Source organism: Candidatus Pantoea communis, from assembly GCF_011752685.1.
GTDB lineage: Bacteria > Pseudomonadota > Gammaproteobacteria > Enterobacterales > Enterobacteriaceae > Pantoea > Pantoea communis.
Window position 1 is genome coordinate 135039 of the sequence record NZ_VWXC01000009.1, and the last position, 14866, is coordinate 149904.

Here is a 14866-nt window from a genome sequence, read left to right on the forward strand (position 1 = left end):
ATGCGTGAGCGTTGACTCAGAACGGGATGTCGTCGTCAAAGTCCATTGGCGGTTCGTTGTTCGCCGGTGCGCTCTGCTGCTGCGGACGCTGTTGTGCGCCGCCGCTGAACTGGTTGCCGCCCTGAGGCTGCTGCTGAGGTTGCTGTGGCTGGCCCCAACCGTTGTTATTGCCGCCGCCCTGGCCGCCCATCGGTGCGCCACCTGCGTTCGCGCCCTGCTGACGTCCACCGAGCATCTGCATGGTGCCGCCAACGTTAACAACCACTTCGGTGGTGTATTTTTCCTGACCGCTCTGATCCTGCCATTTACGGGTACGCAGCTGGCCTTCGATGTAAACCTGAGAGCCTTTACGCAGGTATTCACCCGCCACTTCAGCCAGTTTGCCGAACAGCACAACGCGGTGCCATTCAGTGATCTCTTTGTTTTCACCGGTTTGCTTGTCGCGCCAGCTTTCCGACGTGGCCAGCGTAATGTTGGCTACCGCGCCACCATTTGGCATGTAGCGCACTTCCGGATCCTGACCCAGATTCCCGACAAGAATCACTTTGTTTACGCCACGACTGGCCATGTTGCTGTCTCCCGATGAGTTGATGCTAAAAGTCTAAGCCAAAAATTGTATCACGTCACAATGACGGTGCCCACTTCAGAGCAGGCTCGCAATTTTTATTTGGCACACAGAATAGCAAAAACACTGGATATTTATTCAGTTTATTTTTTGTGCCATACTAACGCGTTTCTGCTGGTCATGCTGGCAAGGCATGGCGAGTGTTGTTCAATCCGGGAAAGGTGAATGGATAAGATCGAAGTCCGCGGTGCTCGCACCCATAATTTGAAGAATATCAACCTGATCATCCCTCGCGATAAGCTGATTGTGGTCACCGGTCTGTCGGGTTCCGGTAAGTCTTCGCTGGCGTTTGATACGTTGTATGCCGAAGGTCAGCGTCGCTATGTTGAATCGCTCTCGGCCTATGCGCGCCAGTTTCTTTCATTAATGGAGAAACCGGACGTGGACCATATTGAAGGTCTCTCGCCCGCCATTTCTATTGAGCAGAAATCCACATCGCATAACCCGCGCTCGACGGTCGGCACGATTACTGAAATCCATGACTATCTGCGTCTGTTGTTTGCCCGTGTGGGTGAGCCGCGCTGCCCGGATCACGATGTTCCGCTGGCGGCACAGACCGTGAGCCAGATGGTGGATCAGGTGATGGCGCAGGAAGAAGGCCGTCGTCTGATGCTGCTGGCACCCGTGGTGAAAGATCGCAAAGGCGAACACACCAAAACGCTGGAAAACCTCGCGGCGCAAGGCTACATCCGCGCCCGTATCGATGGCGAAGTCTGTGATCTCTCCGATCCGCCAAAGCTGGAACTGCAGAAAAAACACACCATCGAAGTCGTGGTGGACCGCTTCCGCGTGCGCGATGACCTGGCAACTCGCTTAGCCGAATCCTTTGAAACCACGTTGGCACTGAGTGGTGGCACCGCCATCGTCGCCGACATGGATGACAGCGATGCCGAAGAGCTGCTGTTCTCGGCTAACTTTGCCTGCCCTATTTGTGGCTACAGCATGAGTGAACTGGAACCGCGCCTGTTCTCGTTCAACAACCCAGCCGGCGCTTGCCCAACGTGTGATGGACTCGGCGTGCAGCAGTATTTCGATCCCGATCGCGTGGTGCAGAACCCTGAACTGTCACTGGCTGGCGGTGCAATTCGTGGCTGGGATCGCCGCAACTTCTATTACTTCCAGATGCTGCGCTCGCTGGCAGAGCATCTGGATTTCGATGTCGAAGCGCCGTTTAACAGCCTGAGCGACAAAGCGCGTGAAGTGATTCTGTACGGTTCCGGCAAAGAGAGTATCGAATTTAAATACATCAACGATCGGGGCGACACTTCGGTACGTCGTCATCCGTTTGAAGGTGTGCTGCACAACATGGAACGCCGTTATAAAGAGACGGAATCCAATGCGGTGCGTGAAGAGTTGGCGAAATTCATCAGCAACCGCTCCTGCACCAGCTGCGAAGGCACACGCCTGCGCCGTGAAGCACGCCATGTATTTGTTGAGAATACCAACCTGCCGACCATCTCTGAGATGAGTATTGGCCATGCCACCGACTTCTTCCGCAATCTGAAACTGAGCGGGCAGCGCGCGCAGATCGCCGAAAAAATCCTGAAAGAGATCGGCGATCGCCTGAGCTTCCTCGTTAACGTCGGTTTGAATTATCTGTCGATGTCGCGTTCCGCAGAAACCCTCTCTGGTGGCGAAGCGCAGCGTATTCGTCTGGCAAGTCAAATCGGTGCGGGTTTGGTGGGCGTGATGTATGTGCTGGATGAGCCCTCAATTGGCCTGCATCAGCGCGATAACGAACGTCTGCTTGGTACGCTGATTCACCTGCGCGATCTCGGCAACACCGTGATTGTGGTCGAGCACGATGAAGATGCGATTCGCGCCGCTGACCACGTGATTGATATCGGTCCTGGCGCGGGTGTGCACGGCGGTCAGGTGGTGGCTGAGGGTGACGTGAATGCCATTATGGCTAACGAAGCTTCGCTGACCGGTCAGTATCTGAGTGGCAAGCGCGAAATCGCCATTCCGCAACAACGCGTGAAAGGCGATCCGGCAAAAGTGCTGAAACTTACCGGTGCGCGCGGCAACAACCTGAAAGACGTCACATTGACGATTCCGGTGGGTCTGTTTACCTGTATCACCGGTGTATCCGGTTCCGGTAAATCCACGCTGATTAACGATACGTTGTTCCCGATTGCGCAGCGTCAGCTGAACGGCGCGACCACCACGGAAGTGGCGCCGTATCGCGAGATCGCCGGTCTGGAGCATTTCGATAAAGTCATCGACATTGACCAGAGCCCAATTGGCCGTACGCCGCGCTCGAACCCTGCTACTTACACCGGCATTTTCACTCCGGTGCGTGAGCTGTTTGCCGGTGTACCTGAAGCACGTTCCCGTGGCTACAATCCAGGACGCTTCAGCTTTAACGTGCGCGGTGGACGTTGCGAAGCCTGCCAGGGCGATGGCGTGATCAAGGTCGAAATGCACTTCCTGCCGGATGTGTATGTGCCGTGCGATCAGTGCAAAGGCAAACGCTACAACCGCGAAACGCTGGAGATTAAATACAAAGGCAAAGGCATTCACGAAGTGCTGGATATGACTATCGAAGAAGCGCGTGAGTTCTTTGATGCTGTCCCTGCGCTGGCGCGTAAACTGCAAACGCTGATCGACGTGGGCCTGTCCTACATTCGCCTCGGTCAGTCTGCAACCACGCTGTCAGGCGGTGAAGCGCAGCGTGTGAAACTGGCGCGTGAGCTGTCGAAACGCGGTACCGGGCAGACGCTCTATATCCTTGATGAGCCAACCACGGGTCTGCACTTTGCTGATATTCAGCAGTTGCTGGAAGTGCTGCATCAGCTGCGCGATCAGGGCAATACCATTGTGGTGATTGAACACAACCTCGACGTGATCAAAACCGCTGACTGGATTGTCGATCTCGGCCCAGAAGGCGGTAGCGGCGGCGGCGAAATCCTGATTTCAGGCACGCCAGAAACCGTGGCGGAGTGTGAAAAATCCCACACCGCACGCTTCCTTAAGCCGATGCTGAAGAAGAAGTAAAATTGAAGGCCCGCAGTGCGGGCCTTCTTATTTCTTTCAATCCACAGACGCCGCACTCTCTAGTTTACTCGCTGAATATTGCAGTCAGTCGGGCCTGATACCTCGCTGTCAGATTCCGCAGCAAAATGCAGAAACAGGCAAGAATCAGACAACTTCAGGCATATACGCATCTCATCCTGCTGACTATCCTTACACAGTTCCTTTTTGGCGTAGCTCGTTACGCCTTTGTCCCTTCAGCTCGCTGAACGGGATCCCGCAAAACACTCACGACACACCCGATTGGAGACACCATGAATATTACGCATGCCTATGCCGCACAGGACGCGAAAACTAAACTCGCCCCGTTCGACTATAAGCCGCGCGAGCTGCGCGCTCATGATGTGCAGATTGAAGTGTTGTACTGTGGCGTTTGCCACTCTGACCTGCATCAGGCGCGCAACGAATGGAAAAACACCATCTTCCCGGTGGTGCCAGGCCATGAGATCGTTGGACGCGTTACCGCCGTTGGCGGCCACGCTCACAAATACAAAGTGGGCGATCTGGTCGGTGTCGGCTGTATGGTTGACTCCTGCCGCAGCTGTCCAAGCTGCCAGGAAGGACTGGAGCAGTATTGCGAAAACGGTTTTGTTGGCACCTATAACGGTGAAGATCGCGAAACCGGCGCCATCACCTACGGCGGTTACTCCACCAGCATGGTGGTTGATGAAAGCTTTGTGCTGCGCGTGCCGGAAAACCTTGAGCTGGCAGGCGTTGCCCCGCTGCTGTGTGCCGGTATCACCACCTACTCACCGCTGCGTCACTGGAACGTCGGTCCAGGTAAGAAAGTGGGCATCGTCGGTCTGGGCGGCCTGGGCCATATGGGCGTGAAAATCGCGCATGCGATGGGCGCTCATGTGGTGCTGTTCACCACCTCACCATCGAAGATTGAAGACGGTAAGCGCCTGGGTGCTGATGAAGTGGTGATTTCGAAAGATGCTGATCAAATGGCGCAGCACAACAACAGCTTCGATTTCATCCTCAACACCGTGGCTGCTCAGCACGATCTCAACCCGTTTATTGCCCTGCTGAAACGCGATGGCAACATGACGCTGGTGGGCGCGCCAGAGCACGATCATCCGGCTCCACAGGTCTTTAATCTGATCTTCAAACGTCGCAGCATCGCCGGTTCACTGATCGGTGGTATCGCTGAGACCCAGGAGATGCTGGATTTCTGCGGCAAGCACGGTATCACTTCAGATATCGAGCTGATCGCCATGAACCAGATTAACGAAGCCTACGAACGTATGCTGAAAAGCGACGTGAAATACCGCTTCGTGATTGATATCAACACCCTGCGTGAAGAGTCAGCGGCTTAATTAGCGCGCGTCTTCATCATGGCTGACGCCCGCCGCGCGCGTGGCGTCAGCCTGTTGCCAGGAAGCTTCCACCAGATAATAAATCTGCGAATCCTTTAGGGATCCATCCAGCCACAGCGTGCTCCAGTGCGACTTATTTAGATGCTCGCTCGGGAATACATCACTGTGCTCTTCGCGCAATAAATCAGCCAGCGCAGGCGAGGTTTTCAACGAGAGCGCCGGACGCCCTTTCACCTCATGCACCATGGCAAACAGTACGCCTTCGCTTTTTACCTGTGTGGCATCCCATTCATTTTTATAGCTCTGCTCCGCACCCGATTTGCTCATGCAGTAGGTGAGGAGATCCGAAATGTTCATGCGGTATTCTCCTTGGTAGAGGCCGATGTGAGGCCCGATGACGTCTGCCATCGGCTTCACTACAGACGTCATGACACCGTTTAAGTGTGCAGCAAGTCAGCCAAAGGTAAAGGCGGTGGCACCCGATTACGCGCATAAAAAAACCGCCAGCCCGAAGGCATGGCGGTTTTCTCCTGCTGTGAAGTGCGTTACATCACGGCAGCAAAGGCCTCAGCCACCTGGTTAACGTTGCGGCTGTTAAGGCCAGCCACACACATGCGGCCGCTGGCGATCAGATACACGCCGAACTCATCACGCAGGCGATCAACCTGCTGCGCGCTTAAACCGGTGTAACTGAACATGCCGCGCTGCTTCAGCAGGTAATCGAAGTTTTTGCCTGGCAGTTTGGTGCTTAATACGTTGACCAGCGTCTGACGCATTTCGATGATGCGCAAGCGCATGGCTTCCACCTCGGCCAGCCAGTTGTTCAACAGTGCTTCATCGTTCAGTACGCAAGAAACTACCTGCGCACCAAAGTTTGGTGGGCTGGAGTAGTTGCGACGCACGGTGGCTTTCAGCTGACCCAGCACGCGTGCAGATTCTTCTGCGCTCTCGCACACGATGGACAGGCCGCCAACGCGCTCGCCGTACAGCGAGAAGATTTTCGAGAATGAGTTGCTGACCAGTGCTGGCAAGCCCGCAGCCGCAATCGCGCGAATCGCGTAAGCATCCTGCTCCATACCGGCACCAAAGCCCTGATAAGCGATATCGAGGAACGGAATCAGTTCCTGCGCTTTCAATACTTCGGTGGTTTCATCCCACTGTGCGTTCGTCAGATCCGCACCCGTCGGGTTGTGGCAGCATGGGTGCAACAGCACGATAGATTGCTTCGGCAGCGTTTTCAGCTTGGCAATAAACGCATCAAACTTCACACCATTGGTCTCTTCGTCGTACCACGGATAAGTCTGAGCGTCGAAACCAGCACCGTTGAAAATTGCGATGTGGTTTTCCCAGGTCGGATCGCTCACCCACACATTTGAGTGCGGGAAGTAACGCTTGAGGAAATCCGCCCCTACTTTCAGTGCACCGGAGCCACCCAACGTCTGGATGGAAGCAATGCGGCCGGCCTTCAGCATCGGGTGTTCTTTGCCAAACAGCAGCGGTGCAATCGCATTACGGTATGGGCCCAGGCCTTCCATCGGCAGGTAAAGTGACGCCTGATGCGGCTGCGCCTGCAGGCGTTCTTCTGCCGCAGCCACGGCTTGCAACTGAGGAATGATGCCCGCCTCGTTGTAATAGAGACCAATGCTCAGATTCACTTTATTGTCGCGTGGGTCCTGTTTGAAGGTTTCCATCAGCGACAGAATTGGATCGCCAGCATAAGCATCAACGTTTTGAAACACGGTGCAGATCTCCATGATTGGTCATAAATAGTCGGTAAAGAGGCGTCATTAAACCATGTAGCGGCCGGGACGATGATTCATAGCGATGATGAGATTGAGGATCACCGCGCCCGCAATTGAGGCCAAAAGTATCGGTAGCGACACCACGAAAAGCGAAGCGAGTACCACGCAGGTATCTACCGCCATTTGCAGTTTGCCGGCGCGCAGACCGATGCGGTCCTGCAGCCAGAGTGCCAAAATATTGATACCGCCGAGACTGGCTTTGTGACGAAACAACACTATAAACCCAATCCCCATCACCACGTTACCGAACAATGTCGCATAAAACGGATTTAGCGCAGAAAAATGGATGAACATCGGATGCAAGTGTGTGAACAGTGAAACCAGCCCCACCGCGCAGAACGTTTTAATCGTGAATTCCCAGCCCATGCGACGCACTGCCAGCCAGTAAAACGGCAGGTTAATCAGGAAAAAAGCGCTACCAAAAGAGAGGTGCGTCAGATAGCTGATTAAGAACGCGATACCTGCAGTGCTGCCAGTCAGCGCGCCCGCCTGTTTCAGCATCATCACGCCAAAGGAGACCATTAAGGTGCCGAGCACAATCGCCAGCGCGTCTTCAATCAGTGAATGAGGAACTTTAGTGGGTTGAACAACGTTATCCATGGAGTAATCTCAGTGCAAATGATGCGGTTCAAATGCAAAAAACGCACCACATAGGCGGCGCTAAGTCGCCACCTATGGGGTGCCAGCGATTATCCAATTGATATCTAAGGCGCTTTTATTGCAGGTTTTTATGCATCAACCCAAGATTCAACCGTTGATTCATGCACAAATCTGTTTTCTGGTGCGCGTTATTTGCATTCAATGTGCTTTGATTGCACCAGATTAGCACATCATGCACTTTTTTGGCGCGTTTTGTGCTCGGGGATAATCATCAAGCCGTTCTCTTTTAAACGGCTCAACACCACGGAGGTTTTCACATGGGCCACACTCTGATGGCCGGCCACCAGCTGACTGATCAACGCACTCAACGAGGCTAAATCAGCCACGGCCACTTTCAGCAGATAATCAGCATCACCGGTGGTTTTGAAGGCATCAACAATCGCATCCTCCTCTGCCACCATGCGATGGAAACTCTCTTCATAATCTGGCGTGTGATTCTTTAAACGCACTTCAATCAAGCCCACCATGCCAAGACCCACCGCGTCCGGCGAGAGCCGTGCGTGATAGCCGAGGATGAGGTTTGCCTGTTCGAGATTGATGCGGCGGCGTGAACATTGAGACGCCGAAAGACCGACTAAATCACTGAGTTCCTGATTGGTAAGGCGGCCGTTAGATTGTAATAGTGTCAATATCTTAAGGTCGTAATCGTCTACCTGAGTCATTCTGCTTCCACAGCGTTATAGGGTGCGCTTTGGTACAGATAACCTGATTAAAGCCAAGGTTGTCCAACACTATTTTCTGATGACGTGAAATGCATGCACAAATCGTGCATGCATCTCGTTGGAAAGGATTATTCGTCGTCGTAAGACGGCCCTGCGTAGTTATCAAAACGCGACCACTGGCCATTGAAGGTCAATCGTACTGTGCCGATAGGGCCGTTACGCTGCTTACCGAGGATGATCTCGGCGATGCCTTTAAGATCGCTGTTTTCGTGATACACCTCATCGCGATAGATGAACATAATCAAGTCAGCATCCTGCTCGATCGAACCCGATTCACGCAGATCCGAGTTCACCGGACGTTTATCGGCGCGCTGCTCCAGTGAGCGGTTAAGCTGCGACAACGCCACCACCGGAACATTCAGCTCTTTCGCCAAGGCTTTGAGCGAGCGCGAGATCTCTGCGATCTCCAGCGTACGGTTGTCCGATAGCGCCGGCACGCGCATCAACTGGAGATAGTCGATCATGATCAGGCTTAAACCGCCGTTTTCACGAAACACGCGGCGCGCGCGCGAACGCACTTCCGTGGGCGTCAGACCAGAAGAATCATCGATAAACATGTTCTTCTTCTCAAGCAGGATGCCCATGGTGGCAGAGATGCGCGCCCAATCTTCGTCTTCCAGCTGGCCGGTACGAATGCGCGTCTGGTCCACGCGCGACAATGACGCCAGCATACGCATCATCAGCTGTTCGCTGGGCATCTCCAGACTGAAAATCAGCACCGGTTTGTCTTGTAGCATCGCGGCGTTTTCGCACAGGTTCATGGCGAAAGTGGTTTTACCCATCGACGGACGCGCCGCCACGATGATCAAATCTGAACCCTGCAAACCGGCGGTCTTTTTGTTGAGATCCTGATAGCCGGTGTCCACTCCGGTGACACCATCGTGCGGGGTCGACACCAGCGCTTCAATACGCGAGACCGTGGCTTCCAGAATTTGCTCAATGTTCTGCGGGCCTTCTGCTTTATTGGCGCGCTGTTCAGCAATCTTAAAGACGTTGGATTCTGCGAAATCGAGCAAATCTTCACTGCTGCGCCCCTGCGGATCGTAACCGGCATCAGCAATTTGGTTCGCGACCGAGATCATTTGGCGCACAACGGCACGTTCACGCACGATATCCGCATAAGCGCCGATGTTCGCCGCACTTGGCGTGTTTTTCGCCAGCTCTGCCAGATAAGCAAAGCCACCGGCCATCTCCAGCTCGCCCAGTGTTTCCAGCGATTCAGAGAGCGTAATAAGGTCAATCGGCTGGCCCATTTCCAGCAGACGCTGCATCTCAGAGAAGATCATGCGGTGCGAACGGTTGAAGAAATCATCCGCCACCACGCGCTCGGAGACGTTATCCCAGCGTTCGTTATCCAGCATCAACCCACCGAGCACCGACTGCTCCGCTTCAATAGAGTGCGGCGGCATTTTCACGCCTTCCAGCTGACGATCGCGGGGTTCGTTGGATTTGTTGGTGGGTTTATTTCCTGCCATAGTGAATGCATTACCGATCGTGAAAGGGACGCGCAAGTATACCGTCCCAGGATGAACAATCACAGGAGTCAGAATGGCAAAGCGTATTCAGTTCAACCAACACGGTGGCCCGGAGGTACTGCAATGGGTCGATTTTGAGCTGGCCGATCCCGCCGAAAATGAGGTTCAGGTCGAAAACAAGGCGATTGGCATCAACTATATCGACACCTATGTGCGTAGCGGGCTCTATCCGGTGGCAGCTTTCCCGTCCGGGCTGGGCACTGAAGCCGCTGGCGTGGTGAAACGTGTTGGCTCAGGCGTGACGCGCTTTAAGCCCGGCGACCGCGTGGTCTATTGTCAGGCTGCGCTGGGTGCCTATAGCGAAATGCATAACGTGGCGGAAGAGCGCCTGGTGATCCTGCCGGAGAGCATTAGCTTTGAACAAGGTGCTGCCTCGTTTTTGAAAGGCTTAACCGTGCAGTATTTGCTGCGTCAGACCTACAAAGTGAAAGCCGATGAAATCTTCCTGTTCCATGCCGCAGCGGGCGGAGTGGGACTGATTGCCTGTCAGTGGGCTAAAGCGCTGGGCGCGCATCTGATTGGTACCGTGGGCTCCGCCGAAAAAGCGCAGATTGCAAAAAATGCCGGTGCCTGGGCGACCATTAACTATCGCGAGGAGAATATCGCTCAGCGCGTCAGTGAATTGACTGACGGTGAAAAGGTCGCGGTGGTGTATGACTCGGTGGGGAAAGATACCTGGGAACCTTCTCTCGATAGCCTGCGTCGTCATGGCTTAATGGTGAGTTTTGGTAATGCCTCGGGCCCCGTCACCGGCGTTGATCTTGGGATTCTGAACAAGAAAGGTTCGCTGTTTGTCACACGCCCTTCGCTGTTTGGTTACATTACCAATCGTCAGGAACTGGATAACGCCAGCAACGAGTTGTTCTCGTTAATTGCCAGTCGTGCGATTCAGCTGAAAGTACCAGAAGCGCAGAAGTTTGCCTTGAGCGATGCGGTGCGCGCGCATCAGGTTCTTGAGAGCCGCGCCACGCAAGGTTCCAGCTTGCTGATTCCCTAAAAAGTTAAGGGCTTCCCGAAGGAAGCCCTTTTTTCTTTCTTTTTATAGTTCGCGCTGGTGTAGGGTCAGCGGCGATGAATTCGTTTTGAATTACTTTACGCATCCTGACAGAAAACATAAGTAAAAAATATGTTTAATTGCAGATTCGTACTAAGCAATTACCGACTCTGTGATCGCTCCCGCAATTAGCGCCAGCCCGTCCTCTCTATCTTACTGATTTTTCTTTTCAGTCTGTTCAATTTCACTTCACCGCTCGGTGTCGTAAAGGCGCGATAAAGCCACACGGCTACCACCGCCAACACCAGCCACGGTAACAACTTGATAACAAGCGCGAATAACCCGCCGAGGAACATCACAACGGTGGCAACAACCAATGCAGCGATAACACCCAGCAGTGAAACGCCAGTCAGCAACAGCATCAGAAAAAAGCCGATAACAAATAAAATTTCCACGAAGGCACTCCTGTGTAAGTAACACAGAATGTATTACAAGATACGTGCCAATATAGGCATACGGTTAATACATTGAAAAATAAGATGTTATATTCAGAGGAAATATTTCAGCAGTGATGAAATTCACTAATTATTGGTGCATTTTAAACCGTATTAACGGCAGCGATGCTCCTCTGAAGGGACAGAAATGGCCCGTCAGAAAAGCAAAGCTTCCGCGCCAGAGACAAATACGCTGAGAGCGTTTTCAGCCATGCGCAGCATCGGGCCGTTTCCCAAAAATGGGGCGAAGGTTCGCGCGGCAGATCGGCACAGAGGTTTGCTTTCCCTGGCGTTCGGACTGCCCTTTTATGGCCGGGCACACCGCCCCACCGCGACTCACCTACAATCAGGCTTCCTGTGGAATCTTATCCGCGACCAGCGCCAGTGCCGCTTCCAGCACCCGTATATCGGCCCCCGGCTTATGGGCATTCTCACTTAAATGACGACGCCACTGGCGCGCGCCTGGGATACCCTGGAACAGGCCCAACATATGACGTGTAACGTGGCCCAAATAAGTGCCTTTGCTCAGTTCTGCCTCGATGTAAGGATACATCGCACGCACCACCGCAACCGGATCGACTAAAGGTGTATCACGGCCGAACAGCTCGCGATCAACCTGCGCCAGAATACCGGGATTCTGATACGCTTCGCGCCCCATCATCACGCCGTCCATATGCTGCAAATGCACTTTCGCTTCTTCCAGCGTTTTAATGCCGCCGTTAATCGCCATGGTCAGCGCGGGGAAATCACGCTTCAATTGGTACACACGCGGATAATCCAGCGGGGGAATTTCGCGGTTCTCTTTCGGGCTTAAACCTGAAAGCCAGGCTTTCCGCGCATGAATAATAAAGGTATCGCAGTTACCCTTATCGGCCACGGTGCCAACGAAATCACACAGGAAGGCATAGCTGTCCTGCTCATCAATCCCAATACGGGTTTTCACCGTCACCGGAATGCTCACCACATCACGCATCGCTTTAATGCAATCTGCGACCAGCGCGGCGTCAGCCATCAGACAGGCACCAAAGCGCCCATTCTGCACGCGATCGGATGGGCAACCGACGTTAAGGTTAATCTCGTCGTAACCGCGCGCTTCCGCCAGCTTCGCACATTGCGCCAGGGCTGCCGGATCGCTTCCGCCCAACTGCAGCGCCAGCGGATGCTCCTCTTCGCTGTAAGCCAGATAATCGCCTTTGCCGTGAATAATGGCGCCCGTGGTCACCATTTCGGTATACAGCAGCGTATCGCCGCTCAGCTTACGGTGAAAATAACGGCAGTGGCGATCGGTCCAGTCCAGCATCGGAGCGATAGAAAAACGTTGCGAAGAGAAAGTATCGGTCATGAAACGCAGTAAATCCGGAGTTAGTGAGTGACGAGAAACTGCGCAATGATACCACAGCAATAACGGGCTACACAGCCGCCCGTTATTTCACTCACACCGTCGGGGCTGTTGAGGTTGATGAGGCTGCCAGAGAGGGCTCGCCCACTTTCACCGGCGCGGTTTCCCGTGTGTTGAAGGCGACCCAGGTTGAAATGACACCCAGTAACGAGAACATCACCGCCGGTCCGATCCAGCCGACCATGCCATACACGCCTGTTGCGATGAACGGCAACAACCCCGCCACCACGGAAGCGCCGTTGTAGCCCAATGAGATACCCGAGGAGCGGACGTTAGCCGGAAACTGTTCGGAGAACCAACTCGACTCTACGGCAAATATCGGGTCATGGCTAAAGAGCAGAGACATAGCGACAGCGACAATCACCATCATCACTGCACCGGTGTTGATCAGCATAAACATAGGAATGCCAAACAGAATGGTGAAGATGGCGCCAATCAGGAATATTGGGCGACGTCCCACCTTATCACTTAGCGCGCCATACAGCAGATGGCTGCCGAGCCCCAGCGCTGAACCAATCAACGTGCCCCATAACACATGGCGCGTATCTGTGATTTCCGCCAGCACCACATAGGACAACATAAAACTGGTCGTGATGTAGTAGCCACCCGTCTCTGCCAGGCGTAGCCCCATAATTTTGACGATGGTGCGCCAGTCGCGACGAATCACTTCCAGCGCGGGCTGTTGCACAATCTGCTTATCTGCTTTGGCTTTCTCGAATTCCGGCGATTCCGCGACCTGCATTCGGATAAAGATGCCAATGGCCACCATCACAAAAGAGATCAGGAACGGCATGCGCCACACCCAATCACCTTCAAACAGTGCCGCAGAGAGCAGGAAAGAGCCATTCGCCAGCAGCAGGCCGAGCGGTATCCCGAGTTGCGGTACTGCACCATAGAAACCGCGCTTTTTCACGGGCGCATGCTCAAATGCCATTAACACCGCGCCGCCCCACTCTGCGCCGAATCCGATCCCCTGGATCATGCGTAATAAGATCAACAAGATCGGTGCCAGCACGCCAGCCTGCTCATAGGTTGGCAACGCACCGATCAATACGGTGGCACCGCCCATGGCCAGTAATGACCAGAACAGCACGGTTTTTCGGCCATAGCGATCGCCGAAATGGCCGGCGAGGTAGCCGCCAAACGGGCGCATCAGGAAGCCGACCGCTAAAGTGGCGAATGCCGCCAGAATGCCGACGATAGGCTCTTGGGTGTGGAAAAAGATCTTACCGAACCAGGCTGCAGCGGCGGTGCCGTAGATAAAGAAATCATAGCTCTCCACCGCTGAGCCAATCATTGAGGCGAAAGAGACTTTCACCGCATTGTCGCGGGTGTTTGCAGGTACAGAAGTCGTGTTCATGTGTTACCCCGGTATTATCGTATTTTTCGGGCAGCAGTGATGGAGCGGTTAATTTGCAGGTTTGCTCCAGGTCTCGATCACTCTGCTGTCATCACGTTGCCCCAATCCGGCTTCTGCTGCCGCCAGATAACGAGCATGAGCGACCTGTAACAGCGGAACCTCAGCGTGGCAGGCGGTCGCCGCCTCTGCCACTAACCCGCTATCTTTGACAAAGATGTTGATGGCGCTGGAGACCGGGACATCTGTCCCCTCCAGCATGCGCGGACCACGATCTGACAACATCCACGATCCCGCCGCGCCGCGCTCGACCAGTTTCAATACCTGAGCGGGTGCTAACCCCAGCGACTTTGCCAGACTTAGCGCCTCCGCGGCTGCCACAATATGCACCGAGCAAAGGTGCTGATTGATCACCTTGATCCCCTGCCCCTCGCCAACCTCGTCACCCACGATCGACACCGATCCCATGGTTTTGAGTACTGGCTCAACAAAGGCAATGGCGGCAGATGCGCCGGAAGCAAAAATCACTAACTCACCGGTGCTGGCACGGGCGGTTCCGCCCGTGACCGGTGCATCCACCACCTGCGCACCGGCAGCAATCAGTGAAGAAGCCGCCTCACGTACCGCCTGCGGCCCGACAGTGGACATGATGACCCAGTGCTGACCAGCCACCTGCGGCAGCGCTTCCGCCACCAGCGCCTGCAGCTGTTGTGGCGTGGCGACCATCACCACCACTACATCCGCTTCAGGTGCTTCTGCAATGCGACTAACCGCTTCAATTCCCTGCGCCTGAGCACGCTGGCGCGACGCTTCAAACACATCCACTCCGATTACCGCATGCCCTGCACGCTGAATCTGGCAAGCCATAGGAACACCAATTGCCCCGGTGCCGACAAATATCACCTTCATGCTGTTCTCCTTTCGCG

The 14866-nt window shown here is 54.4% G+C and carries 13 protein-coding genes; 3 read left to right on the forward strand and 10 right to left on the reverse strand.

All coding sequences use genetic code 11. From position 1 onward, the window contains the following. Window positions 1-16: 16 nt before the first annotated feature. Window positions 17-568, reverse strand: coding sequence for a single-stranded DNA-binding protein SSB1 (gene ssb1 / locus F3J37_RS13780; RefSeq protein ID WP_034826920.1), 552 nt, complete (start codon window positions 566-568; stop codon window positions 17-19). Between the two features lie 222 nt (window positions 569-790). Here ssb1 and uvrA point away from each other — a divergent pair, with 222 nt between their 5' ends. Together uvrA and F3J37_RS13790 are read left to right on the forward strand one after the other, a co-directional pair. Next, entirely contained in the window at window positions 791-3622 is a 2832-nt protein-coding gene (gene uvrA, locus F3J37_RS13785; protein WP_034826922.1) for an excinuclease ABC subunit UvrA, read from the forward strand. A 290-nt stretch (window positions 3623-3912) separates the two neighbouring features. Further along, window positions 3913-4977 (forward strand): NAD(P)-dependent alcohol dehydrogenase, encoded by a 1065-nt coding sequence (locus tag F3J37_RS13790; protein ID WP_166933915.1) that lies wholly within the window; start codon window positions 3913-3915, stop codon window positions 4975-4977. Here the strand turns inward: F3J37_RS13790 and F3J37_RS13795 are convergent, their stop codons facing one another. The 5 genes from F3J37_RS13795 to dnaB form a co-directional block, all read right to left on the reverse strand. After that, window positions 4978-5334 carry an MmcQ/YjbR family DNA-binding protein gene (locus tag F3J37_RS13795; protein WP_034826926.1) on the reverse strand — a complete coding sequence of 119 codons (357 nt, stop codon included), beginning with the start codon at window positions 5332-5334 and terminating at the stop codon, window positions 4978-4980. Window positions 5335-5522: 188 nt separating this feature from the next. Further along, window positions 5523-6716, reverse strand: coding sequence for an amino acid aminotransferase (locus tag F3J37_RS13800; RefSeq protein WP_155288004.1), 1194 nt, complete (start codon window positions 6714-6716; stop codon window positions 5523-5525). A 48-nt stretch (window positions 6717-6764) separates the two neighbouring features. Then, on the reverse strand, window positions 6765-7379 hold the full coding sequence (locus F3J37_RS13805; RefSeq protein ID WP_084936102.1) for a YitT family protein: 615 nt from the start codon (window positions 7377-7379) through the stop codon (window positions 6765-6767). A gap of 230 nt (window positions 7380-7609) precedes the next feature. Then, entirely contained in the window at window positions 7610-8101 is a 492-nt protein-coding gene (locus tag F3J37_RS13810; RefSeq protein ID WP_034826932.1) for an Lrp/AsnC family transcriptional regulator, read from the reverse strand. Window positions 8102-8229: 128 nt separating this feature from the next. Continuing rightward, window positions 8230-9636: a replicative DNA helicase gene (gene dnaB / locus F3J37_RS13815; protein WP_034826934.1), complete on the reverse strand. Its 1407-nt coding sequence runs from the start codon at window positions 9634-9636 to the stop codon at window positions 8230-8232. Between the two features lie 73 nt (window positions 9637-9709). On the opposite strand from dnaB, the gene F3J37_RS13820 reads away from it, so the two are divergent. Further along, complete coding sequence (locus F3J37_RS13820; protein WP_166933917.1) at window positions 9710-10693, forward strand: quinone oxidoreductase; 984 nt, start codon at window positions 9710-9712, stop codon at window positions 10691-10693. Between the two features lie 185 nt (window positions 10694-10878). Here the strand turns inward: F3J37_RS13820 and pspG are convergent, their stop codons facing one another. The 4 genes from pspG to F3J37_RS13840 form a co-directional block, all read right to left on the reverse strand. Then, the gene (gene pspG, locus F3J37_RS13825; RefSeq protein WP_166933919.1) at window positions 10879-11145 is read right to left on the reverse strand and encodes an envelope stress response protein PspG; all 267 of its coding nucleotides are present in this window, start codon (window positions 11143-11145) and stop codon (window positions 10879-10881) included. A gap of 385 nt (window positions 11146-11530) precedes the next feature. Continuing rightward, window positions 11531-12526, reverse strand: coding sequence for a tRNA dihydrouridine(20/20a) synthase DusA (gene dusA, locus F3J37_RS13830; protein WP_166933921.1), 996 nt, complete (start codon window positions 12524-12526; stop codon window positions 11531-11533). 91 nt (window positions 12527-12617) lie between these two features. Beyond that, window positions 12618-13943, reverse strand: a complete 1326-nt coding sequence (locus tag F3J37_RS13835) for an MFS transporter (protein WP_166933923.1) — start codon at window positions 13941-13943, stop codon at window positions 12618-12620. A 48-nt stretch (window positions 13944-13991) separates the two neighbouring features. Further along, the gene (locus F3J37_RS13840; protein ID WP_205298942.1) at window positions 13992-14849 is read right to left on the reverse strand and encodes an NAD(P)-dependent oxidoreductase; all 858 of its coding nucleotides are present in this window, start codon (window positions 14847-14849) and stop codon (window positions 13992-13994) included. Window positions 14850-14866 lie beyond the last annotated feature (17 nt).